We start from the raw sequence: 22,811 nt of genomic DNA, 5'->3' as shown, positions 1-22,811 counted from the left end.
TCGTCTCCGTTAGTCTGCCGCGGCAACCACGGCGCCGCCGGCAGGTGCAATGTCCGGCTCGGCCGCCAGCAATCCCTCGGCCACCAGCACCTTGCGCAGCGCCACGATCGCCACCGCCACCATGCCGTCGTCGGGCGGCCGGGTCGTCAACCGCTGCAGCGCCAGGCTGGGCGACAGCAGCGCACGCATCAGCGGGTTGGCGTAGTGCGCCGCGCCAAAGCGGATAAACTCGTAGGCGATCGTCGCGATCACCGGCACCAGCACCACCCGCGACAGCAGGCGAATGACTATCGGCGGGCGGCCCAGCAGCGCAAAGACCAGGATCGAGATGACCACGACGACCAGCAGGAATCCGGTGCCGCAGCGCGGGTGCAGTAGCGAGTACTTCTGCACCGACTCCGGCGTCAACTCAGCGCCCGCTTCGTAGGCGTTGATGGTTTTGTGCTCGGCGCCGTGATACTGGAATACGCGCCCGATCTCCGGAATCCGGCCCACCGCAGCGATGTAGCCGACCAGGATCAGCAGGCGCACGATGCCTTCGAGGATGTTGTTGACGAGATCAGACTGGATTTGCGCATCGAGCAGGCTGACGAGGAATGTCGGCAGCAGGAAGAATAGCCCCACGGCGGCGAGCAGCGACACGGCGACCGTCGTCCAGGCCGCCGGGCCTTCGAACTTCACCGCGCCGGGGTCGGACTCGTCGGCGACGGCGATATTGGCGGACCACATCAGGGCGCGCGTGCCAAGCCCCAGCGCGTCCCACAGCAGCGTCAGGCCGCGCAAGAAGGGCCATTGGGCCCAGTTGGAGGTGTACAGCGGGTTGGTGAGCGGCTCGCTGTGCAGGACAACGCGCCCGTCGGGCGCGCGCACCGCAACAGCGAACGCTTTGCGGCCGCGCATCATGACCCCTTCCATGACCGCCTGGCCGCCGTAGTTAAATCGAGCCAAGGAATCTCCCGAACATGCAGGACTCCCGTTGGGCCGGGAGTCGGTAGCAAATTAGCGCACTGGGTTGCGCCGGGCCGCTGCCGCAGGCGCGCGGCAATCCTTGTTTAATTCTAGTGCAAAGTCCGCCAAAGTCCCAATTCCCGCCGCGCCATACCCGCTAGATGAGCTCGGTCCGCGTGCCGCGCGGCACGTCGTGATGCTTGCGGCAGCGCGCCTGGTACGCCTCGCTGGCGCCGACCAGAATGATCGGGTCGTCATAGCTGGCCGGCTTGCCGTTGATCAGCCGCTGGGTGCGTGTGGCCGGCGCGCCGCACTCCATGCAGATCGCGTGCAGCTTCTCGACCTCCTCGGCCTGCGCCATCAGCAGCGGCATCGGACCAAACGGCTCACCGCGAAAATCGAGATCGAGTCCCGCCAGGATAATGCGCTTGCCCCGGTCGGCCAGCGCATTGCACACATCGCTGATCGACCAGTCGAAAAACTGCACTTCGTCAATCGCGACGACGTCAGTGTCCGGCGCGACCAGTTGTAGGATCTCGGCCGCCGACTGTACCGACACGGCATCCACCGTCGCGCCGCTGTGCGAGCTGACGCTATCTTCGCCATAGCGCTTGTCGATCGCGGGCTTGAAGACCTGCACCTTCTGCCGCGCAATCGCGGCGCGCTTGATCCGCCGGATCAGTTCTTCGGACTTGCCGCTGAACATGCTGCCGCAAATCAACTCGATCCATCCACCGTCAGGTTGATGTTTCATGGGGCATGGTGACCGGTCAAAGAAAAACCTCCGAAGCGGGGCTTCGGAGGTTTGTGGAATCGCTAGGCTGAAGCGCCCTCGGACCCTGCCGCCGGCTCGCCTTCGGCCTTGGCCGGTTTGCGGGCGGCTGCGGCGCGCGGCTTGCGCGCGGCGGGGCGGCGGCGCGGCGCATCGTCGTCATCGCCGCTCACCACGACTGCGCCGCTCTCGTCTTCCAGCACGGTGCGGACGCGCAGTTCATCGCCCATTTCAATTTCGGCGGCCGGCTCGCTGGCCGCGGCCGGTGCGCTGCCCGACGCAGCCACTGGCGCGGACGCCAGCGCCGCCGCCGCTGCATCCGCGGCCTGCTCGTCCGGGTTCACCACCAGCACGCGCTGGCCGCGCACCTTCTTCGGCGCCCTCTCCTCGCGCTTCTGTGCCAGCCGCATGCGGAAGCGGTCGACGCGGCCGGCCGTGTCCACGATGCGCTGCTCGCCGGTATAGAACGGGTGGCAGTTGAAGCAGACGTCCACACGGATTTCGGGCTGCGTTGCGCCGGTCGTCCAGGCTTTGCCGCACGCGCAGACAATGCGCGCTTCCGGGTAATATTTCGGGTGAATGTCGGGCCGCATGTTAGTTCACCGCCGGCTTCTGGGCGTACACGCTGACGCGCTTCTTGCCGCCCGTGACATGCTCGAACTTCACAAAGCCGTCCATCTTGGCGAAAAGGGTGAAATCGCGGCCGAGGCCGACGTTCTCGCCGGGATGGATCTTCGTGCCGTGCTGGCGCATGATGATCATGCCGGACGTCACCTGCTCGCCGTCGTAGATCTTGACGCCGAGACGCTGGCCGCCGCTATCGCGACCGTTGCGGCTGCTGCCGCCGCCTTTTTTATGAGCCATGGGTTCCTCTCTTCTTTACGCCGGCGGGTCTCACCCGTGCGCGACATGGGCGCAACGGGTGCGCCGGCGTTCACTAAACAGATCGCCCTTACGGGACGACGATATCCGAGATCGCCACGCGCGTGCGGTCTTCGCGGCTTCCCAGGCGACGCCGGTAATACTTCTTCGGCTTGTACTTCCAGGCATCCTGCTTGGGACCGCGCGTATGCGCTACCACCTTGCCGCTCACGCTCGCGCCTTTCAGCGCGTCCGGGGCGACGATCAACGAGTCGCCGCCGACCAGCAGCACCTGCTCGAACTTCACGTCCTCACCCACCTTGGCGGCAATGCGGTTGATTTCCACGATCGCACCCTTCTCGACGCGGAACTGCCGGCCGCCATTCTGGATTATTGCGTACACGGTTGCGTACCTCCTCAAGTTAAGACAGCGTTAGTCATTATACTTGCGGGCGGACGCCTGTCAAACTCGCGATGCGGGCAGATCGGTGGGCCGCGCACGCTTTGACAGCCCGCGCAATCGCTGCTAGAATATTTTTCGCCGCTTGGCCTGTTCGTCTAGTGGACTAGGACGCCGCCCTCTCAAGGCAGAAACAGGGATTCGAATTCCCTACGGGCCACTTTACGGCTCTTTTCGCCCCGATATGATCGGGGCGTTTAGCTTAGTTGAGCAGAAACACTCAGTTCCGCCCATTCAGCGCGCCGAGGCGCTGCGACGTCTGGCTAACGACGAATCTGACTCCGCCAATACCGCGTTGTTCGGCGTCCAACCACGGACCACCAGCCGAGTATCGCCCGCCAAGCGCACGCGCCGGCGATCTCACGGCCAGAAATTGCAGATGGAGTCGTGAACACCGGCATCGGACCACCGAACATATGTGCGACGCAAAGACCAATGCCGCTAGGCGACGGCCAACAAACGCTGTAGAATCAAAGACACGGGCAAGCGGTCCCACGCATTACCCGAGGAGTCATTCAAGATGAGCGAACAGCAATCACCAGTCCCCATGTCCGTGTCGAGTGGCCCGCTCGAATTTAGCTTGCCAGACGACGTGACGACAATTTACGCCAATGCAGCAGCGGTGACGATGAGCAGTGAAGATTGCCTTATCATGTTTGGAGTGCGTAGCCCTAGCGATCCAAATAAAGTAAGCACAAAGGCTCATATCTATTTGACACTATCGCACGCCAAACGTCTGCAACAAGCATTGACCCGCACTGTTGCGGCTATCGAAGCCAACCTGGGTCCCATTGAGGTGGATCCGGCAGCACGGTATAACGAGAGTCAGTCGAAACCCAAGACTGGTAATTCATAAGGAGCACAGTATGGGCGTCAAACGATCCATGATTATGCTCAATACGACCAATCCTTCTCAACCAATCCAGTATCATAACCTCACCACGGCGACGATAACATTGGAAGCTCATCTAGCTTTTTCGACTGGCAGTCCCATTGACGACTGGCTAACTACGCTTGCCCAAAAATCTGGGGGACTGATCCATATTTTGCCCAAGTACAGGAACATGCCGACACTGGAGGACAAGAACGGTCGCACGGTATTTCTGTACGAGTTGATAGAGGCAATCGACGGGTTAATTGACTATGCTGACATTCAGCGCGATTTTCCCGCATTGAGCATAGGTCAAATTGATGCGGCCATGCGGTTCATCAAGTCCATGGCACAATATAATACGTCTGGGATTGACGTCGACGAGCTCGAAAACGACTTTATTCGCGACAATTCAGCATTTCTGTCTGAGCTCGCACGCGCGGTGGCTACCAAAGAGGGAACACATGTGCTCGATCACGGCTAACAATACCGTTGAGGAGCAATTATCTGGGCTTAGCACACATGATGCAGAAATGATTAAGCGCCGTCTGGTTCAACAAGCAGGCGACGCCAATTTGGAGCATTCAGGGCCAATTGACAGGCAAATCATGACTCGTATGCCTCCTGAACTAAAGGGATTGCACAAACTGACCGTTGGCCGACACCGAGTTTACGTTACCGGGCACCACACACATTGCACATACCATACTGTATACGTCAAAGCATTCAAGAAATCGGGCGTGGATAACGAAGACGATCGGAAATTCCAGGGCAAATTGATTGCAGCCTTAACTTCACCCGGCGGTACTCCACTCGCTTTGCCGCCAGAAGAATAGCTTTTCCTCCCCCAGCGCCTCGATCACCTCGGCAACCGTATTGCCGTCGATCCTTGCAAGGGAAACCACGAGTCCGCCACAAATGGCGGTCTCTTTACGTGCTTCAACATCTGGTCAAAACGCTACAGCGATCCGTCCGCCGCGATATTCACAACTCAGCCGTTTGCCGACCGCCGTGCCCGCGCTACCCGTCAGCGTCACCGAGACGCTGCTTTCCGGCGCGCGGGCCGGTGGGGATCAGGCACGACTGACACCGGTCTTCGACTGCATAAATAGCGTGGCTGACGTTCTGGCGCACGCCGGTCCGCTCCAGCGGCGGCCGCGATCGGCGGCCTGTGCGCGCGTATCGCGGTTGACAGTGATGGCCGCGTCTGTACAATGATGCGGCAGCAGATCTTACACCGTTACGTGGATGTCCTCGCATGCCAAGCGGCAGTGCGAATAAGGCGATGCGCCAGATGGGCCGGCTGGACGCCAGAGATCAGACGCGGGCAACGGAATCGTGAAGCCGCGCTTTTCCCATTCAACGGCCATCATCATTGACCTGGCAACCTATGGAGGATCCTATGCGCTTCGACAACAAAGTCGTCCTCGTCACCGGCGCCGCACAGGGCATCGGTGCCGCTATCGCCAAACAGTTCCTAGCCGCAGGCGCGCGCGTCGCGCTGAACGACCGCACGCCCGAGCGGGCCGAGACCGGCGTCGCCAAACTGGGCGGCGCGCAGGCCAACCTGCTTGGCGTCGCTGCCGACGTCACCCGGCGCGCCGAAGTTGAGGCGATGATCGCCCGGATCGTGGAGCGGTTCGGCCGGTTGGATATCGTCGTCAACAACGCGGGCCTGTACCCGGTGACGCCGGTTCTCGACATGCGCGAGGAGGAATGGGACACCGTGCTCGACGTGAACCTCAAAGGCACGTTCCTCGTGTCGCAAGCCGCGGCACGACAGATGGTCCGGCAGGGCTCGGGCGGCGCGATCGTCAACATCTCGTCGGGCAGCCACAAGGTCGCGCGCATCGGCTGCGCGCACTACTGCGCATCCAAGGCGGGCATCGTCATGTTCACGCAGGTGCTGGCCATGGAGCTCGCGCCGCACCGCATTCGCGTCAACGCCGTCGCGCCCGGCCTGATCGAAGTGCCGGACCAGCTTACGCCCGGCACGACGGAGTACATGGCCGACACGCTCGCGGTCATCCCGGCCGCGCGGCTCGGCACGCCGGACGATATCGCGCAGGCCGTCCTGCTGCTGGCCGACCCGGCTGCCGATTACATCACCGGCGCGGTGCTGGCCGTCGATGGCGGTCTTTCGGTCGGCCGCATGCCCCCGCGCAGACATGCCGCGCCGTGAGCACAGGCTGCCCGCACGTGGCCGCCCACCTTCCGCGCGGTCATGCTGCGGCCGGCGACGAGTTCATGCGCCGCGCATATCGCAGCGCCCGGCAGACGTCTTCGGAGGAATGTTGACAGGAGCGGCGCTATCGATAGAATGGTACTCGTGCGCGCACGCCGGTCTCCGGCGGCTGGCACATGCCGAAGATTGATGCGGCCCAGTTGCCGCAATCCCATCATACCGGTTTACGAGGTCGCCTCCATGGAGTGGATCACCAATCCCGAATCGTGGGTCGCACTGGCCACGCTGACCATCCTGGAAATCGTGCTTGGCGTGGACAACATCATTTTCATCTCCATCCTCGCGGCGCGCCTTCCGGAACACCAGCAGGCGCGGGCGCGCAACATCGGGTTGTCGCTGGCAATGCTGACGCGCATCGGGTTGCTGCTCTCGATCTCGGCGATCATGGGCTTGACGGAACCGCTCTTCACCGCATTGGGTCACGGCTTCTCAGGACACGATGTGGTCCTGATTCTTGGGGGACTCTTTCTCATTTACAAGGCGACGAGCGAAATCCACGACAAGCTGGAGGGGCAAACCGAGAGCGAAGGCGGAGCCAGCAAAGCGCGCGCTGTTCTCGCCTCCGTGGTCTTTCAAATCATCCTTTTGGACATTGTCTTCTCACTCGACTCCGTGATTACCGCGATCGGTATGTCAAACCAACTGCCGATCATGATCGCGGCGGTCGTTATCGCCGTGGTCGTTATGCTCTTTGCGGCGGGCGCGCTAAACACCTTCATTCATCGCCACCCGACCGTCAAGATGCTGGCGCTCTCGTTCCTGCTGATGATCGGCGTGGTGCTCATTTCGGACGGGCTGGGACAGCACATTGAGAAAGGCTATGTATACTTCGCGCTGGCGTTTTCGATCTTCGTCGAGATGCTGAACCTGCGCCTGCGCGTCAGGGAAGTCGAGCCGGTCAAACTCCACGAGCAGATGACGGCGGAGGGCGGCTAAACGTCCCGCGGCAGGCAAACGATGCACACGCCGCGGTGCCGTATCCTCGCGATCGCACTCGTCTGCTGCCTGTCCGCCTGCGCCGCCGGTGCAGGCTCGCCAACCATCGCGCCGCCGGCTGTTCCGACGGCAACGCCCGCCGCAATTCCAACCGCCCGAGCGACTGCCACCCCGTTCCCGCCGCCGACGCTCACTGCGACCGCAACGCTGACGGCCACACCGCCGCCCACTGCGACAGCCATGCCAACCGATACGGCAACGCCATCGGCGACGCCAACGCCGACCCGCGCACCGTCGCTATGCGCACGCGGCTGCGTCACGCCGCCGCCGCCCTGTACCATCAAGGGCAATATCTCCGTCGCCGGCACGAAGATCTACCACATGCCCGGCGGGGGAGAAGGGGAAAAGCTAACGGGGAGGGCAGCGCCACTTTTTCGGCGGGCCAGCTTGCGTGACAAGCGCCTGAGAGCCAGCGCATCGCAAGCGGCATTGGAAAGTACCCGTACAAAGCCAAATTGAGAATTGCTGCATACCGATGGCCGCGCTTGACAGCCCACCCCTGACCGGTACAATACTCACGTCGGTGAGCAGCACCACCCGTTCGCCTCTTCCACGGCGCGCCACCCAAAAAGGACAATCCTATGCGACTCGGCCTCAACAGCGGCGGTTGGAGCACGAATAACGCGGACTTGATCGCCAGGGCGCAGGAAGCCGAGCGCCTCGGCTACCATTCGCTCTGGACGGCCGAAGTGTACGGCACCGATGCGGTCACGACCGCCGCGTGGCTGCTGGCCAACACGAGCCGGATCAACGTCGGCACCGGCATCATGCAGATGACCGCCCGCGTGCCGACCGTCACGGCCATGTCGGCGATGACGCTCGACATGCTGAGCGGCGGGCGCTTCCTGATCGGCATCGGGGCGTCGGGGCCGCAGGTTGTGGAAGGCTGGCACGGCGTCGCTTATGGTCAGCCGCTGAAGCGCACGCGCGAGTACATCGAGATTATGCGCGCGGTGCTGGCGCGCGAAAAGCCGCTGGAACACCACGGCGATCACTACGACGTCCCGCTGCGCGGCGGCACCGGGCTTGGCAAGCCGCTGATGCTGATTAACCGCCCGGTGCGGGCGCAGATTCCGATCTACATCGCCGCCATCGGGCCGCAGAATGTCGCCATGACGGCCGAAATTGCCGACGGCTGGCTGCCGATCTTCTTCTCGCCGTTCCGCATGAGCGTGTGGAACGAGTCGCTGGCCAAAGGCTTTGCCAAAGGCGGCAAGGACGCCGCCGGCTTCGACATCTCGCCGAGCGTGAGCGTGGTCGTCGGCGACGATCTGGACAAGTGCCGCGCGCAGATCAAGCCGGGACTCGCGTTCTACATCGGCGGAATGGGCGCGCGCGACAAGAACTTCTACAACGATCTGGCGCGCCGCTACGGGTACGAGGACGCCGCCCGCCGCATCCAGGACCTGTTCCTGAGCCGCAAACGCGACGAGGCGACCGCCGCCGTGCCCGACGAACTGGTGGACGAGGTGGCCCTGATCGGACCGCGCGAGCGTATCAAGGAGCGCCTGCAGGCCTGGAAGGAATCGGGCGTCACCACGCTCCGCATCAGCGCCGCCAGCATCGATACGGTGCGCATGATGGCGGAGTTGGCGGCGTAGCCTGCCCTACGCACCGAACGAACTCCTATCGCGGCGATAAATGATCGTCCACGCTACGGAGCGTGACAGGCAACTTTTCGAGCGGGCGATGCGGCTCGCCTGCCGACTTTCACGGCACACCTTCAACGCTCAGTAAGAGTACTCATGCGACCTAGTGTATGTTTAATTACGCTTGACTCGTGGCGGTTTGACGCGCTTGAGGGCGCGCCGGCGCATCGCGGGATGGATCGCTTCGATGTGCGCGGTGCGCTGCGCACGCCAAACCTGGACCGGATAGCGCGGGACGGTGTGTTTTTTACGCAGGCGCTCTCCTGTGCTCCACATACCACCGTATCACATGCGTCGCTCATGACCGGGCTGATACCGCCCCACCACGGAATTCGGTCGTTCTTTTACGAGCGCCTCCCCGACCACGTGGAAACGCTGGCCGAGGCGCTGCGCGCCACGGGGTACGCGACCATCACGCTGCGCGAGTCAGAGCAGCCCGAACACCCGGGCATCCTGCAAGCCAACGGCGTCCTGCGCGGCTTCGATGCCGTGGCGAACACCCTGCACGATTTTGTCGACCTGTGCCGGCAAGCGCAGCGGCGCGCGCAGCCGGTGTTTGCGTTCCTGCACCTGTGGGATCTGCACGCGCCATATTTGTACACGCCCCGCGCCGGCTCGAGCGGATCGCTGCGCGCGCTGGAAGCCAAGGCCGAGGCGCTTGCGACGGCTTGCCACATCGCGCCACCGGCCGCGCTGACCGAAGGCGACCTCTCGCGCTTTCGCGAGCGCGTGGCGCTGGCGGTTCCCGATGTGCACGAGCGCATTCGCACCCTGTTTGAGTGGTATGTCGAAGGCGTTAGCTGGTTCGACCGCGAACAGTGGCCGTTGATCGAAGATGCGCTGCGGTCCGGCGGCTTGTGGGACAATGCGGTTGTGTTCTTGTTTGGCGATCATGGCGAGCGGGTTCACCCCGAAGGAACCGGCGCGGACGTGTTCGGCCACGGTTGGACCGTGATGGACGAGGTGCTGCGCGTGCCGCTCCTGATGCGCGGCGCGCCCGGAGTCGCGCCGCGGGTGGTCGAGCGGCAAGTTTCCTTGACCGATGTCGCCCCAACCGTCGCGGCCCTGGCGGGAATAGACATCGACCGCCATTTTCCGCTCTGGCAAACCATGCCATACGCTGGTCGCAACTTGCTTCCACTGGCGCAGGGCGCCGCGCCCGCCGAGCCGCACATTCATATTGCCGAAGTCTGGCGCAGCCAGGAGCCGGCGCCCGCCGGTCAGTTGTCTCGCCAGGCCCCGTATCTACGCTGCGCGCGCAGCGAGACGCGCAAACTGGTGCGCCACGATGGGCAGGTCTTCCTGCCGCGCTATCGGAAGGAGCTCAGCGTCATCGAGCTCGGCCGGCAGCGCTGGGCGCGCCTGACGGAGCAGCCATCCTCTGCCAGCTATTTGTTCTGGAATGATCTAAACCAGGACCCGGACGAACTGCGCCCGGCGCGCATCGGGCCGCACTCACCCGGACCTGCCGAGCTAGCGGCCGCGCTCGAACGGGCTTATCGGGGGGCTATTCAAGGTCCGGCGATCGTTCTCGAGCGACCGGTTAACGAAGACCCGGTGGTCGAGCGCTTGCGCGCGCTCGGTTATATTGACGACTAGCGGATGGGCGTCTAACGATGTGTGGAATTGCGGGCCAACTCAACTTCGACAACGCCCCGGCGGACGAGGCGCTGCTGCGGCGCATGTGCGGCCAGATCACGCACCGCGGGCCGGACGACGAGGGCTTCTACCTATCCGGGCCGGTCGGCCTCGGCATGCGCCGCCTGAGCATCATCGACGTGGTCGGCGGGCGCCAGCCGCAGTCCAATGAAGACGGCACGATCTGGATCGTGTTCAACGGCGAGATATACAACTTTCAGGCATTGCACGCCGAGCTCGAAGCGAAGGGCCATCGCTTTGCCACGCGCAGCGACACCGAAGCGGTCGTCCATCTGTACGAGGAGATGGGCGAGCGCTGCGTCACACGCCTGAACGGCATGTTTGCATTTGCGCTCTGGGATTCGCGGCGGCGGCGGCTGCTGCTGGCCCGCGACCGGCTCGGCAAGAAACCGATTGTCTATGCCCTGCGCGAAAACGGCATCCTGTTCGCATCGGAAATCCAGGCGCTCCTGCAAGACCCGCGCATCCGGCGCTCGGTCAGCCTTCCGGCGCTCCAGCACTACCTGCGCCTGTGGTACGTCCCGCATCCGCTCACCATGTTCGAGGGCATTCTTAAACTGCCGCCTGCGCATATGATGATCTGCGAGAACGGGTGCGCCCGACTGGAGCGCTACTGGGACGTCGATTTCGGCGCCAAACGCGTGCAGAGCGAGGCCGACTGGGCCGCCGAGGCGCTCGCGCTGCTCGACGATTCGGTGCGCATCCGCCTGATGAGCGATGTGCCGCTGGGCGCGCTGCTCTCCGGTGGTATCGACTCCGCCACCGTGGTCGCGCTGATGGCGCGGCAGATGAATCAGCCGGTCAAGACGTTTTCCATCGGCTTTGACGAAGAAGCCTACAACGAACTGCCGTATGCGCGGATCGCGGCCAACCAGTTTCACACGGAGCACCACGAGGAGGTCGTGCATCCCGATGCGGCCGCGGTGCTCACGTCCCTCGTGCGGCACTACGGCGAGCCGTTCGGCGACGACTCGTGCATCCCGACTTACTATGTGTCGCGCCTGGCGCGCCAGCACGTGACGGTGGCGCTGGGCGGCGACGGCGGCGATGAGAGTTTCGGCGGCTACCCCCGGTTGCGCCGCTTGCAGGAATTCAGCGGCCTGAACTCTCTGCGCGGGTTGCTGTCCAGCCGCGCGCAATCGCTCGCGCGCGACCCAGCCCCGGCGGGTGCGCTGTTCAACCGCGAACGCTGGGGCGGCTTCATGCGCGAAGCGGCCTTTCGCCTGGCGGAAATACGCGATCCGCTGCAGCGCTACGCAAACCAGTGGAGCGTTTGGAAGAGCGACGGCACGGATGCGCGGTCACCCGCACTGCGGCAGTCCGGGCGCGCGGGCGTTGGCCTGCTGGCCGATGCCTGGAACCGGTCAGCCGAATGGGCGCCGCTCGACCGGCTGCTGTACCTGGAGATGGTGACGTATCTGCCGGACGATTTGCAGGTCAAGATCGACATAGCCAGCATGGCCGCATCGCTCGAGGTGCGCGCGCCGTTTCTCGATTACCGGCTCGTCGAACTTTTGGCGTCGATGCCGGCGGAACTCAAGCTGCACGGCGGGCAGACCAAGGTGTTGCTGCGCCGTCTGGCTGCCGGACTGCTGCCGAAGGAAATCCTGCAGCGCTCCAAATGGGGCTTCTCAGTGCCGATTGCGAACTGGCTGCGCGGCGAGATGCAGCCGCTGCTGCGCGATACGCTGCTGAGCCCGCAGGCGCGCCAGCGCAGCTATTTTGCCTCGAACGTCGTCGAGCAGATGGTGACGGCGCACGCGAGCGGCGCGCGCGACCACGGACGAAGCCTGTGGCTGCTGCTCAACTTCGAGTTGTGGGCGCAGATGCTGCTCGACAACCCCGTGAATGCGAGCGCGTGATGGATAGCTTGCCTGTCGGCTCTCATGCGCGCAACGGTGACGACGCCAACATGACCAGACCCTCGTTTGCCGCATACTGGGAGTCCACCCTCAAGCCCGGCACGCGGACCGAACTGGCCGAGCACTGGCGGCAGTACGTCATGTCCGGAGTGGAGCGCGGGCGCCAGGTTCTGAGGGCCGTGCAAGCCGTGCGCCCCGGCACAGCCGTGCGCGTCCTGGACGTTGGCTGCGGGTACGGCGGCGCCAGCATCGCGTTTGCCCTCGATGGAGCGCACGTCACGGGCATTGACCTGTCGCACACCTATATGGCCGGCGCGCGCATTCGCGCTGCCGAGCACGGCGTGACGACCATCGCGTTTGCCGAGAGCGTGCTGGAGGCGCTTCCGTTTTCCACGGGCGCGTTCGACGTCATCATCTGCAGCGATGTACTGGAACACGTCAAGGATCAGCGCGCGTGCATACGCGAAATTGCGCGCGTGCTGGCGCCGCACGGCGTGGCCTACCTGTCATTCCCAAATCTGCTGAGCCTGGACAACCTGAAATCGGACCCTCATTTTCAGCTATTCGGCGCCAGCGTGCTGCCGCCGCGCATAGGCGAGTGGTATGTGCGCCGCCGTGGGCGATTGGAAGGCGAGTATGGCGTCGGGCGCTTCCCCGTTGCGCGCCGGCTGCGTGGCTTGTTCCAACGCGAAGGCATGCAGGTGGTATGGCAGAACCCGATGCTGCGCCGCAATCTTGGCATGCTTACGGTTGTTGTCTGCGAGCTTTTGACGAACACCTACCCGTTGGTTGAATGGATTGTCGAAAAATGTGCATGAGGCACCGCACCCCCATATTGGAGGAACTACATGGCTAGCATCAAACATATGGCGCGGCGCCTGCTGACCCGCTCAAATTGGGGTCGCCGCGTGTACCGTGCGCGTGACCTCGAGAAAGCCGATCACGTCAGCCCGCAATCGCACTTGCCCGGGCATTATCATTCGCCGATCCCCGATCTGCGCGTCGTGGCAAACGACGCATTGCGCATCTTTGCCGATCCGGGGCCTGCCCTGGGCGGCATTGACCTGCGTGACGGCGAGCAGTTCGCCCTGCTTCAATCCCTTGTCTCGTACTACGGCGACTTGCCGTTCGCGGCGCAGCCAACAGCCGGCCTGCGCTATTACTACGAAAACGGCTACTATTCCTATTCCGACGGCATTTGCCTGTACGGGCTGCTTCGGCACCTGCGCCCCGCACGAATCATTGAAGTGGGCAGTGGGTTCACGTCGAGCATCATTCTCGATACCAATGAGCGGTTTCTGGATCGCACGCTGGCATGCACCTTCATCGACCCCGAGCCGCAACGGCTGTTGTCCTTGCTTCGACCGCAAGAACGCGACAGCACCGAAGTCGTCGCTCGCCGGGTGCAGGATATCGCACCCCACGTGTTCGAACGGCTGAGCGCCAACGACATCTTGTTGATTGACTCAAGTCACGTCGCAAAGATCGGCAGCGATGTCAACTACCTGCTGTTCGAGATCCTGCCGCGACTCGCCGGCGGCGTCTACATCCATTTCCACGACATCTACTGGCCGTTTGAGTACCCGCGCGAATGGGTGACGAAGGGAATTGCATGGAACGAGGCATACACGTTGCGCGCGTTTCTGCAATACAACCCGGCCTTTGAGATCAGTTTCTTTTCGTCTTATCTGCGAAGCCGGCATCCCGATTTCTTTCGGGATGCGATGCCGTTGTGCCTCAAATCCGAATCCAGCAGTTTATGGATTCGCAAGCTCTAGCGCCCGATGACCGCGAGCAACTCTACGCCTCCCGCGACGCCCGCCGTATCGGTGCTCATGGCCGTTTACAACGGTGCGCGCTACCTGCGCGCGGCGGTCGACAGCATCCTCGCACAGACGCTCACCGACTTCGAGTTCATCATCGTGGACGACGGCTCGACCGACGACACGGCGCAGATTCTGGCGGCGTACGATGATCCGCGCATCGTGCGCCTGCATAACGAGACCAACATCGGGCTGACGCGCGCGCTGAATCGCGGGCTGGCCGTGACGCGCGGCACGTACATCGCCCGGCAGGACGCCGATGATGCGTCTACCCCGGAGCGGCTGGCGCGGCAGGCCGCCTTCCTGTCAGCGCACGACCGCGTGGGACTGGTCGGCTCCGGCGCGCGCTGGGTCGACGCCGATGATCGGCCGCTTCAGGACTGGGTTCCGCTGACGGATTGCGCCGCCATTCACGCGACGCTGCTCTGGACGATTCCCTTCTTGCATGGCACGTTCATGTTCCGGCGCGCCTGCCTCCTGGATCTGAGCGGGGGCTACGATGAGAGCTACCCCGTGGCGCAGGACTGCGATCTGCTGCTCCGTTTAACCGAGCGGTGGGACGCCGCCAACCTGCCGGATCTGCTGTATCTGCACCGGCGTCATGCGGCTACGGTGACGGCTGCGCGGGCCACGGAGCAAACGGCGCTGCTGGCGCGCGCGCAGCGTGCCACGCTGCAGCGCCGCCGGCAGGCGGGATGGGCGCGTGTCATGCCGGGCAGCCATCCCCCTGCATGGGCGCAAGCCGCCGATCGCCGCTGGCTGTCGCAGCGCTTCGTCTGGTGGTCGGCCGCCGCCCGCCAGATGGACCGTCGCATCGCACTGGAGTATTTGCTGATCGCGCTGGCTCTGGAACCCGGGTCGGTGGGCGCGTGGAATTATGTATCCAACATCTTGCGCCGCAAGCTGGCCCGCCGGCCGGCGCCGAGCGCCGGCAGTCCATACTCCGTCTGAACGAAACATGGTTGACCAAGACAAAGAGTCCCTGCAAATCGAAATCGCGACACTGGCCACCGAACTAAACCGGCTGAACAACCTGCGACTCATCCGGCTGTTTCACCTATACCGCAGGCTGCGCCGCCGGATTGCGGGAACCTTCGAGCGACGGCACAGCCCAGGCACGCACAGCACGACGCTGCACGACGATCGCGCGACGGATGGACGTTACGATGTGATCTTTATGTCGTGCGCGGACTGGCGCTGGCGCTTTCAGCGGCCGCAGCACCTGTCGCGGCAATGGGCAGCGCACGGCCACCGCGTGTTCTTCGTCAGCCCGGACTTCCGGCCGGCCGTCAACCCCGCGTACAGTCGGCAACCAGGCCAGTATGCGGCCAGGCCGGTCTTGCCCGGCGTTCAGGAGATCCATCTGGCGGGCTCACGCGAGCTGCGCCCGCTTCAGGAACGTATGACGGCTGCGGAATGCAGCGGCCTGGCCGGTTCGATAGAAGCCCTGGCCCGCGATTTCAACATTTCAGAGGCCGTCTGCATTCTGGAACTGCCTTTCTGGTGGCCGCTGGCCAGGCAACTGCGAGCCGAGCGAGGCTGGAAGGTTATCTACGATCTGATCGACCGCTGGTACGGCATCTTGCCACAGGCGCATGCGATGTTATCCGAAGAAGCGCCGCTCGTGCGGAACGCCGATGCGGTGGTCGCCACGGCCCGCCTCTTGCAGAGCCAGGTCGCCGCAGAAGCACGCACGGTCCAACTGATTCCCAACGGCGCGGAGATTGAGCATTTTTCACAAGCCGCGGCCGGACGCACTGCAATTCCCCTCGACGACAAGTCGTCGGTGATCGGGTACTTCGGCAACCTGGCGCCGTGGCTGGATGTGGAGTTGCTGGCGCAAACCGCTCGCGAACATCCCGAGTGGGCATTTGTACTGATCGGAAGCGGCACAGCGGATTTATCACTTCTGCGTGGCCTCCCGAATGTGCGACTCACCGGCGAGGTACCCTACGCCGACTTGCCGGACTACCTGCACTCGTTCGCCGTGTCGATTATTCCGTTCCGGCTGCTGCCGGTGACGGCGTCAACGGACCCCGTCAAGTTCTATGAGTACCTGGCCAGCGGCAGTCCCGTCGTCGCGACGGCGCTGCCCGAGCTTGCGCCCTACCGGGACTACGTGTATCTCGCCGCCGATCAACCATCATTCGCGCGGTTGATCGCTCAGGCGCTGGCCGACGACAACAGCCAGCGCCGCGCCGAACGACGGGCATTTGCCGCACAACACAGTTGGCAGCGCCGTTACGAAGCCTTTGACGCTCTGATTCGAAGGCTTGACGATCCGATCGCCGCGGACAATCCGGCGGAGCCGATTGCCCCCACGCCGATTGTCGACGAATTGCAGCCATGGTCAATCCGCGCAGGCGATGAGTCGACTGTGCAGGTTAGGGTGCGCGGCCGGCATTTGACATCGTCATGCGTGCTGCTGGCCGACGAGGCACGCTTGCCAACGCGCTGGATCGCGGACAATGAGTTGCAGGCCGAGTTGCCGGTCGATGCCAGGCGCGCTCCGGGCGTGATCATGCTCTCGGCGATGGATGAGCGCACCTGGCGGCAATCGAACCGTCGTGCGTTCATCGTCCTCAGCGTCTGATCCATGAACATCCTCTTCCTCGCCCTCTACCCGCCGCTGCCGGCCATCGACGGCGGGCGGCTGCGGATTTTCAATGTCTTGCAGCAGGCGGCGCAACGGCACCGCGTCACGCTTGTGGCGCTCGACGACCCGCTCTGCGACGCAGTCAACCGAGCCGCGCTGGCGGCGCTGTGTGAAGTTGTGACCGTCCCGCGCCCCCCCGCGCTGGCGCGCACCTGGGTGACTCGCATCAGGGACATTGCCTCGTCCGAGCCGGTCGGCCTGAACGCGTGGCAGTCCGATGCGATGCATGCGCTTGTGCGCCGCCTGGCCGCCGAAGAGCGGTATGACCTGGCGCATATCGATCACCTGTCGCTGATGCCGTATGCCGGCGATCTGGGCGCGATGCCGGTCGTGCTCACGCACCACAACGTCGAGGCGCTGGCTCAGCGGCGGCAGCTCGCCATCAGCGGGCGCAGCGTTCTGCGGCGCTGGCTCGATGCGCGCGAGCACGAACGCTGGCGGCGTTACGAGATCGCCGCATCGAAGCGGGCCGATGCGCTGATCGCCGTGTCGGAGACCGACGCGGCGTATTTCCGTGCGGCGCTGCCTGGCAAGCCGGTCTTTGTGGTGCCCAATGGCGTCGACACGGCACACTTGCAGCCGCGCCAGCGGGCAGCGGGTGCGCGCCTGCTCTACACGGGCAGCATGAACTACGCACCGAACGTGGATGCCGTCTGCTGGTTTTGCGAAGAGATCTTTCCAGCCATTCGCCGCGCGCGACCCGACGCAGAATTCGTCATCGCGGGCCGCGATCCGACGACCGAGGTCAAAGCTCTGGCCACCATCGATGGCGTGCGAGTTACCGGGCGCGTCGACGATATGCGCCCGTACTATGCTGACGCGGCCGTGTTTGTGGTGCCGCTGCGCGCCGGCAGCGGGACCCGGTTGAAGATTCTTGAGGCGATGGCAATGGGATTGCCGGTCGTGACCACCACAATCGGCTGCGAAGGACTCGATGTGAGCCATGATCGAGACCTGCTGATCGCAGATACCCCCGGCGCATTTGCGACCGCCGTCAACGCGGCGCTCGCAGATCCCGATGTGTGCGCCCGGTTGGGCACACATGCACGTCAGACGGTGCTGCAAAACTATTCGATGCAGGCCATCGACGCCCGGCTGAGCGAAACGTACCAGTCAATTGCACATACAGATCCACCGAGGGAAAATGAATCGACCCGGTAGCAGCGAGAGCCGTAGTCCCACGAGTGATGTATGGGATCACTATTGGCTCGGCGTGAAAAGCACCATAGCTACCAATTTCCACGTCGACATGCTCGCGCACCTCAATCGGACGGTTGATGTCAAAGGCCGACGCGTGCTTGATATCGGCGGCGCCGGGTCGGTGTCCCGAGACCTGGCGCGCGCCGGGGCCGCGGTATGCCTGATTGACTTCTCAGGCGTGGCGACACGCGCCGCAAGAAACCTGGCGAGCGAAGTTGCATTTGATGTGGTGCAGGGCGATGCACGCGAACTTCCGTTTTTCTCGGAGTCCTTTGACATTGTCCTGCATCAGGGATTCCTGGAACACTTCGTGAAGCCGGCGAATCTACTTCAGGAGCAGCATCGTGTGTTGCGAACTGGAGGCTTCCTTCTGGTCGATGCGCCACAGCGGTTCAATTGGTACGCTGTCGAAAAACGCATCGAGATGAAGCGCGGCACCTGGCCATACGGGTGGGAAACGGATTTCACCTACCACGGCCTGTGCCGACTGCTCCGTGACACCGGTTTCGTGCCGATTTACGCGTATGGTCGCGGCTACCACCCACCGATTATCCGCGCGCTGCGCAACCTACGCCGGATTGAAAAACGGATAGGCCACCAGGTGCTACCATCACGCATCTGGGATTGCTATGACGCCCTATGGAGTCATTTTGAAACAGGCGCTGGTGGATGGTATTCGCTCGTAAACCTCGGCGTGATTGCGAAGAAGCTGACCTGATACCTACGGAAGATCATTCTCCATGCGCGGCAAACACCATCAAGGTTCCGCTTGCGAGCGATCAGGTCTTGATTTGCCTCACCCACTCTCTGAGCACCGTCCAGCCCCACCACAGCGCCACCCCCACGCTCATCGGCAGCAGCGCCATCGGTGCTTCGGTGTTGCCCTCTTTGCTGGCCAGGAAGACCGCCCACGGTATGATGAAGAACGCGCCGGCGGCGACAACGGCGCGCACCCGCCGATACGGCCGGCGCCGGGCGAGATCGAACAACAGCGGCAGCAGCAGCGCCAGTTGGTTGGTTGTGGCCGTGTGCACGGCGACAAGCTGGGCGACAATTATCGCCCAGCCAAACAGCGGCCAGCCGTCGCGCCAGCCACGGCGAACCGAACGCGCGCACGCCAGCCCGAACACCAGCAGCATCAGCCCTGACGCGAGCGCCGCCAGCCCCGCATTCGGCAGCACGACCTGCAGCGGCGAGGGGCTGTCGAAGTAGCCGGCGTACGCCGTGGCCGTGCGTGCAAATCCCAGCGGCCAGTCCGGCTGCAGCGCCAGTGTCGCGGCCAGCAGCAGTGCGAGCGTCAGCGCAAAGCTCAGCACCAGCCGCCGCCGGCGAACCTGCCACGCGCACAGAAGCGCCAGCGGCACGAGCAGAAACACCACTTGCGGCTTGATGGTGGAAAGCGCCAGCAGGCTGCCGGCCAGCGCATCACGCCGTTTGGCGGCCGCCCACCACGCCGCGGCCAGGCAGGCAAAGACCACGATCGAGAGCTGACCCAGTATGAAGCTGCGAGCCGCCGGGTAGAGCGCGATCAGCCACAGCATGAACCCGGCCAGCGCCAGCGGCCGCAGGCGCACGCCCAGCGTGTCCAATATCAACGCACCGCTCGCAAATAGCAGCGGCAGAAGGAGTGCGTACCAGGCCGCTTGCGCCGCGTCATACGGCAGCCCGATGAACGGCGCAACCATGAAGATGGCGTACAGCGGGTAGGCGAAACCCCACTGGTGCTCGCCGGGCGGCACCGTGCGCCCGAACAGGCCGATCTGAATATCGCGTGTGACGTCGGCGCTGTACGGATCGCGGCCTTCGATCAAGCGCGACTGGGCGGCGCGCCACGGCACATAGAAATCGTTGGCCCCGGCGTATTGCTGCGTGAGGTTGTGGTAGAAGGCGGGCGCCAGCAGCAGGTCGAACACCACAAACGCGATCAGCGCCAGTCCGATACGCGCGTTCTTCATGGCGCTGCGCGTTTCTGAAACACGACTGCCGTATCGTCGGCGTAGAGGCGCTGCCAGGCCGGCGACTGCGCCAACTGGCGACCAAGCGCTCCGTCCTTTTCCATGACGACCAGACGCACGCCATAACGATCAAGATACGCCTGCCAATCCCCGCTGGCTAACCAGATGCGATCGTAGTACTCCGCAATAAACCTGTCGCCGTACACATACTCGGCGCGGCCGTCGATAAAGACCGGGTAGTCCGGATACAGACGCCAGATCAAGTAGCCGCCGAAATTGTACGAGTTCAGCAGCGGGCCGGCCGGCCGCTCCCGCAGAATGTAGTCGGCCGCGCCGACCGGGAACTGGCGCGCCACGCTCTCCGGCGCGCGCAGCAACGTGCTTGCAACCTGAACCAGCGTTGCGAGCAGCAACAGCGCAAGCGCCGCCGCGTTGAGCCGGGCCAGGCGCGCCGGCGGCAGGGCAGGCGGTGCGGCGCTTGCCGGGGGCTCCGCGCGCCAGGCCGCCACCTGCCGGGTCAGCAGCGGCGCGGCGATCACGGCGAACAGCGGGATGAAGCGCGCCGACAGCCACGCGGCGTAGCCAAATCCGATGACATATAGCAGGTCGGTCAGCGCAGGGCGCCGCCGCGAAAACGCCAGCGCCACCATCAGACCAAGCCAGAGCGCGGCAAACGGCAGAAAGCGGGCATTGTGCAGGTCCGGCGGTCGCCACTCGGCGATATACAGCGGGATGGTGCGATTGCCAAGCGTTCCGAGCGGCGCCAGGTAGGCGCCCACACCGTACGGGTTCGCCAGCGTAAGCGCAAGCGACGCGATACCCGCCAACGCCAACGCCGCAAGATAGCGTCTCGACGGGATCGTGTCCGAATCGGGGGGCGGCACGCGCCCGCCAAACCGGCTGGCGAGGACCGCTTCAAGCGTGTCGCCAAACAGCGCGGTCGCGATCACGACGAAGCCGAACACGAAGCCGCTATGCACGTTGATCCACAACCACATGATCGGCGGCAACAGCGCCAGCCAGCGCAGCCTGCCGGTGCGCGCGCGGCGCAGAACCAGCAGGACGACCACAGCGAGCAGCATCGTCAAAATCTGCGGCCGGGCGTCCCACGTAAACGCCGTCGCCAGCGCCGCCACGATCGTCGTGAACACGGCGAGATGCGGTCGCAACACGCTGAGCCGGTAGACGCCGACAAACGTGGCGGTGATGATCGCGCCGGCGACGATGGACAGCAGGTTCAACCCGCCCAGCACAAACAACGCATACAGCGCCGTGTTCGCCAGCCACTCATGCTCCATCCACGGCGTGCCCGCAGCCGTGAAAGAGAAGAAGTCGGCGGTAGGCACCGCGCCGTGCTCGCCGATCCACTGGCCGCTGCGCATGTGCCACCACAGGTCAGGGTCCGAGACGGGCTGCACGGCCAGCACAAACAGGGCAACCGGCAACAGCAGTGCCAGTGTGTTACGGGGGGTCAGGGTTTCGCGAATACGCATAACGGCATTGTAGTCAACTTCTTACCTGTTTGGCAAGGGCAGTTTTCTGGTGCGTCGTACCTTGACGCCGCCCTCGATTGCAGCTAACGTATGGACATGAGCCTCACGCCGGGCGGCTGGCGCACTCGCTATGTCGCCACATCGCTCTGCACATTCGACCGCACCGATTCCACACAAACTGAAGCGCGCCGCTTGATCGCTGGCGGGCACGGCAGCGGCGCGCTGGTGCTGGCCGCCGAACAGACCGCCGGGCGCGGCCGGTTCAGCCGCGAGTGGCACTCGCCGCCAGGGAACCTGTATCTGTCGTTCGTCCTTCGACCGTCGCGACCGGTGGCCGAGTGGCCTGCGGTCATGATGGCGGCATCGCTGGCACTGGTCGAGTTGCTGGACGCGCTGGGGATCGCCAAGGTCGGCATCAAGTGGCCAAATGATGTACTGATCGGCGGGCGCAAAGTGGCGGGTATGCTGGCCGAAGTGGACGGCACGTTCCTAATTCTAGGCATCGGGCTGAATGTGAATGCCGACCCGCCCGCCGACCTGCCGCAGGCCACATCGATCTGTGCCGCGCTCGGACGCACTGTGGATGCCGCTGCACTGCTGCGCGCGTTCGTTGAAGCTGTTGATGAGTATTATGGCCAACTGGAGGCGGGACTGTCGCTGCGAGACCGTTGGGCGGCGCGCATCGTAACGCTGGGCCAGATGGTTCACATCCGTGCTGGTGACGAACTGATTGAAGGCGTCGCCGAAACCGTGGAGCCGGACGGCGCGCTGGTCGTTCGCTGCCCGGATGGCACGCCCGTCACCTGCCACGCTGGCGAAGTCACACTGAGTACCTGAAAGGGAGGCTATCCATGCACGTTACGGAAGCGATCCGCACCAAGCGCGCCACACGGCAGTTCGCGGCGACGCCGGTGCCGGACGACCTCATCCGGCAGATCGTCGACGCTGGACGCCGCGCGCAGAGCAGCAAGAACACGCAGCCCTGGCATTTCGTCGTCGTGCGTGACCGAGAGCGCATGAAGGAGTTATCGCAGACGGGCACCTTCGCGTCGCACCTGGCCGGCGCGGCGTTCGGCGTCGTGCTCGCCTCGCCGGACCCGGCCACCCGCTGGTCGATCCCGTTCGACGTGGGGCAAGCCGCCGCGTATATGCAGTTGGCGGCGTGGGAACTTGGCGTAGGCTCGTGCATCGGTTCAATCTACGAGCCGGATAAAGTGCGAGCGCTGCTGGGTCTGCCCGCCGATCAACACACCTACGTTTTTCTGTCGTTCGGCTACCCTGCCGACAGTAAACCAGCGCCGGCCCGCCGGGGCGGGCGGCGCGCCGTCGACGACGTGGTGCACTGGGAGCAGTGGTAGCCG

General features: G+C 64.0%; 23 protein-coding genes and 1 tRNA gene. 17 read left to right on the top strand and 7 right to left on the bottom strand.

From position 1 onward, the window contains the following. Nucleotides 1-9: 9 nt before the first annotated feature. The 5 genes from HZB53_12685 to rplU all read right to left on the bottom strand — a co-directional run bounded on the left by HZB53_12685 (nt 10) and on the right by rplU (nt 2,984). Nucleotides 10-915 (bottom strand): DUF1385 domain-containing protein, encoded by a 906-nt coding sequence (locus HZB53_12685; GenBank protein MBI5878497.1) that lies wholly within the window; start codon nt 913-915, stop codon nt 10-12. Nucleotides 916-1,105: 190 nt separating this feature from the next. Next, nucleotides 1,106-1,702: a thymidine kinase gene (locus HZB53_12680; protein ID MBI5878496.1), complete on the bottom strand. Its 597-nt coding sequence runs from the start codon at nt 1,700-1,702 to the stop codon at nt 1,106-1,108. Nucleotides 1,703-1,764: 62 nt separating this feature from the next. Then, nucleotides 1,765-2,313: a 50S ribosomal protein L31 gene (gene rpmE, locus HZB53_12675; GenBank protein MBI5878495.1), complete on the bottom strand. Its 549-nt coding sequence runs from the start codon at nt 2,311-2,313 to the stop codon at nt 1,765-1,767. A gap of 1 nt (nt 2,314) precedes the next feature. Further along, complete coding sequence (gene rpmA, locus HZB53_12670; protein ID MBI5878494.1) at nt 2,315-2,584, bottom strand: 50S ribosomal protein L27; 270 nt, start codon at nt 2,582-2,584, stop codon at nt 2,315-2,317. Nucleotides 2,585-2,672: 88 nt separating this feature from the next. Continuing rightward, a complete protein-coding gene (gene rplU / locus HZB53_12665; protein ID MBI5878493.1) occupies nt 2,673-2,984 on the bottom strand; it encodes a 50S ribosomal protein L21 in 312 nt (103 codons plus the stop codon). A gap of 144 nt (nt 2,985-3,128) precedes the next feature. On the opposite strand from rplU, the gene HZB53_12660 reads away from it, so the two are divergent. From HZB53_12660 to HZB53_12590, 15 genes are all read left to right on the top strand, one after another. Further along, nucleotides 3,129-3,201, top strand: a tRNA-Glu gene (locus tag HZB53_12660). Nucleotides 3,202-3,561: 360 nt separating this feature from the next. Beyond that, on the top strand, nt 3,562-3,897 hold the full coding sequence (locus HZB53_12655) for a DUF3467 domain-containing protein (GenBank protein MBI5878492.1): 336 nt from the start codon (nt 3,562-3,564) through the stop codon (nt 3,895-3,897). Nucleotides 3,898-3,907: 10 nt separating this feature from the next. Then, entirely contained in the window at nt 3,908-4,396 is a 489-nt protein-coding gene (locus tag HZB53_12650) for a hypothetical protein (GenBank protein MBI5878491.1), read from the top strand. Continuing rightward, on the top strand, nt 4,377-4,748 hold the full coding sequence (locus tag HZB53_12645) for a hypothetical protein (protein MBI5878490.1): 372 nt from the start codon (nt 4,377-4,379) through the stop codon (nt 4,746-4,748). Before HZB53_12650 ends, HZB53_12645 begins: the two co-directional genes overlap by 20 nt. Before the next feature lie 566 nt (nt 4,749-5,314). Further along, complete coding sequence (locus HZB53_12640; GenBank protein MBI5878489.1) at nt 5,315-6,094, top strand: SDR family oxidoreductase; 780 nt, start codon at nt 5,315-5,317, stop codon at nt 6,092-6,094. Nucleotides 6,095-6,337: 243 nt separating this feature from the next. Beyond that, nucleotides 6,338-7,093, top strand: a complete 756-nt coding sequence (locus HZB53_12635; protein ID MBI5878488.1) for a TerC family protein — start codon at nt 6,338-6,340, stop codon at nt 7,091-7,093. A 641-nt stretch (nt 7,094-7,734) separates the two neighbouring features. Beyond that, nucleotides 7,735-8,754: an LLM class F420-dependent oxidoreductase gene (locus tag HZB53_12630; protein MBI5878487.1), complete on the top strand. Its 1,020-nt coding sequence runs from the start codon at nt 7,735-7,737 to the stop codon at nt 8,752-8,754. Nucleotides 8,755-8,898: 144 nt separating this feature from the next. After that, nucleotides 8,899-10,401 carry a sulfatase-like hydrolase/transferase gene (locus HZB53_12625; GenBank protein MBI5878486.1) on the top strand — a complete coding sequence of 501 codons (1,503 nt, stop codon included), beginning with the start codon at nt 8,899-8,901 and terminating at the stop codon, nt 10,399-10,401. 17 nt (nt 10,402-10,418) lie between these two features. Continuing rightward, nucleotides 10,419-12,323 (top strand): asparagine synthase (glutamine-hydrolyzing), encoded by a 1,905-nt coding sequence (gene asnB / locus HZB53_12620; protein ID MBI5878485.1) that lies wholly within the window; start codon nt 10,419-10,421, stop codon nt 12,321-12,323. A 50-nt stretch (nt 12,324-12,373) separates the two neighbouring features. Next, a complete protein-coding gene (locus HZB53_12615; GenBank protein MBI5878484.1) occupies nt 12,374-13,141 on the top strand; it encodes a class I SAM-dependent methyltransferase in 768 nt (255 codons plus the stop codon). Nucleotides 13,142-13,189: 48 nt separating this feature from the next. Beyond that, entirely contained in the window at nt 13,190-14,101 is a 912-nt protein-coding gene (locus HZB53_12610) for a class I SAM-dependent methyltransferase (GenBank protein MBI5878483.1), read from the top strand. A 6-nt stretch (nt 14,102-14,107) separates the two neighbouring features. Continuing rightward, nucleotides 14,108-15,097, top strand: a complete 990-nt coding sequence (locus HZB53_12605) for a glycosyltransferase family 2 protein (protein MBI5878482.1) — start codon at nt 14,108-14,110, stop codon at nt 15,095-15,097. Between the two features lie 7 nt (nt 15,098-15,104). Continuing rightward, the gene (locus tag HZB53_12600; GenBank protein MBI5878481.1) at nt 15,105-16,739 is read left to right on the top strand and encodes a glycosyltransferase; all 1,635 of its coding nucleotides are present in this window, start codon (nt 15,105-15,107) and stop codon (nt 16,737-16,739) included. A 3-nt stretch (nt 16,740-16,742) separates the two neighbouring features. Beyond that, nucleotides 16,743-17,963, top strand: a complete 1,221-nt coding sequence (locus HZB53_12595; protein ID MBI5878480.1) for a glycosyltransferase — start codon at nt 16,743-16,745, stop codon at nt 17,961-17,963. 52 nt (nt 17,964-18,015) lie between these two features. Further along, on the top strand, nt 18,016-18,720 hold the full coding sequence (locus HZB53_12590) for a class I SAM-dependent methyltransferase (GenBank protein MBI5878479.1): 705 nt from the start codon (nt 18,016-18,018) through the stop codon (nt 18,718-18,720). A 61-nt stretch (nt 18,721-18,781) separates the two neighbouring features. Here HZB53_12590 and HZB53_12585 read toward each other — a convergent pair whose 3' ends face one another. Then, nucleotides 18,782-19,957 (bottom strand): DUF2029 domain-containing protein, encoded by a 1,176-nt coding sequence (locus HZB53_12585; GenBank protein MBI5878478.1) that lies wholly within the window; start codon nt 19,955-19,957, stop codon nt 18,782-18,784. Beyond that, nucleotides 19,954-21,450, bottom strand: a complete 1,497-nt coding sequence (locus tag HZB53_12580; GenBank protein ID MBI5878477.1) for a hypothetical protein — start codon at nt 21,448-21,450, stop codon at nt 19,954-19,956. The genes HZB53_12585 and HZB53_12580 overlap by 4 nt, the downstream gene beginning before the upstream one ends. 90 nt (nt 21,451-21,540) lie before the next feature. Between HZB53_12580 and HZB53_12575 the strand changes: the two genes are divergently transcribed. Both HZB53_12575 and HZB53_12570 read left to right on the top strand, forming a co-directional pair. Then, the gene (locus HZB53_12575; protein MBI5878476.1) at nt 21,541-22,287 is read left to right on the top strand and encodes a biotin--[acetyl-CoA-carboxylase] ligase; all 747 of its coding nucleotides are present in this window, start codon (nt 21,541-21,543) and stop codon (nt 22,285-22,287) included. Nucleotides 22,288-22,301: 14 nt separating this feature from the next. Further along, nucleotides 22,302-22,808, top strand: coding sequence for a nitroreductase family protein (locus HZB53_12570; protein ID MBI5878475.1), 507 nt, complete (start codon nt 22,302-22,304; stop codon nt 22,806-22,808). Nucleotides 22,809-22,811 lie beyond the last annotated feature (3 nt).

The organism is Chloroflexota bacterium, from assembly GCA_016235055.1.
GTDB lineage: Bacteria > Chloroflexota > Anaerolineae > JACRMK01 > JACRMK01 > JACRMK01.
The sequence above is the reverse complement of the archived record's forward strand: the minus strand, read 5'-3'. Positions and strand labels throughout refer to the sequence as shown.

Coding starts and splice junctions, on each gene's coding strand:
- HZB53_12685 (MBI5878497.1), bottom strand. CDS start 915: ATGGAAGGGGTCATGATGCGCGGCCGCAAAGCGTTCGCTGTTGCGGTG.
- asnB (MBI5878485.1), top strand. CDS start 10,419: ATGTGTGGAATTGCGGGCCAACTCAACTTCGACAACGCCCCGGCGGAC.
- HZB53_12600 (MBI5878481.1), top strand. CDS start 15,105: ATGGTTGACCAAGACAAAGAGTCCCTGCAAATCGAAATCGCGACACTG.
- rpmA (MBI5878494.1), bottom strand. CDS start 2,584: ATGGCTCATAAAAAAGGCGGCGGCAGCAGCCGCAACGGTCGCGATAGC.
- HZB53_12610 (MBI5878483.1), top strand. CDS start 13,190: ATGGCGCGGCGCCTGCTGACCCGCTCAAATTGGGGTCGCCGCGTGTAC.
- HZB53_12680 (MBI5878496.1), bottom strand. CDS start 1,702: ATGAAACATCAACCTGACGGTGGATGGATCGAGTTGATTTGCGGCAGC.
- HZB53_12585 (MBI5878478.1), bottom strand. CDS start 19,957: ATGAAGAACGCGCGTATCGGACTGGCGCTGATCGCGTTTGTGGTGTTC.
- HZB53_12615 (MBI5878484.1), top strand. CDS start 12,374: ATGACCAGACCCTCGTTTGCCGCATACTGGGAGTCCACCCTCAAGCCC.
- HZB53_12655 (MBI5878492.1), top strand. CDS start 3,562: ATGAGCGAACAGCAATCACCAGTCCCCATGTCCGTGTCGAGTGGCCCG.
- HZB53_12650 (MBI5878491.1), top strand. CDS start 3,908: ATGGGCGTCAAACGATCCATGATTATGCTCAATACGACCAATCCTTCT.
- HZB53_12580 (MBI5878477.1), bottom strand. CDS start 21,450: ATGCGTATTCGCGAAACCCTGACCCCCCGTAACACACTGGCACTGCTG.
- HZB53_12640 (MBI5878489.1), top strand. CDS start 5,315: ATGCGCTTCGACAACAAAGTCGTCCTCGTCACCGGCGCCGCACAGGGC.
- HZB53_12595 (MBI5878480.1), top strand. CDS start 16,743: ATGAACATCCTCTTCCTCGCCCTCTACCCGCCGCTGCCGGCCATCGAC.
- HZB53_12575 (MBI5878476.1), top strand. CDS start 21,541: ATGGACATGAGCCTCACGCCGGGCGGCTGGCGCACTCGCTATGTCGCC.
- HZB53_12570 (MBI5878475.1), top strand. CDS start 22,302: ATGCACGTTACGGAAGCGATCCGCACCAAGCGCGCCACACGGCAGTTC.
- HZB53_12635 (MBI5878488.1), top strand. CDS start 6,338: ATGGAGTGGATCACCAATCCCGAATCGTGGGTCGCACTGGCCACGCTG.
- HZB53_12605 (MBI5878482.1), top strand. CDS start 14,108: ATGACCGCGAGCAACTCTACGCCTCCCGCGACGCCCGCCGTATCGGTG.
- HZB53_12625 (MBI5878486.1), top strand. CDS start 8,899: ATGCGACCTAGTGTATGTTTAATTACGCTTGACTCGTGGCGGTTTGAC.
- HZB53_12630 (MBI5878487.1), top strand. CDS start 7,735: ATGCGACTCGGCCTCAACAGCGGCGGTTGGAGCACGAATAACGCGGAC.
- HZB53_12645 (MBI5878490.1), top strand. CDS start 4,377: ATGTGCTCGATCACGGCTAACAATACCGTTGAGGAGCAATTATCTGGG.
- rpmE (MBI5878495.1), bottom strand. CDS start 2,313: ATGCGGCCCGACATTCACCCGAAATATTACCCGGAAGCGCGCATTGTC.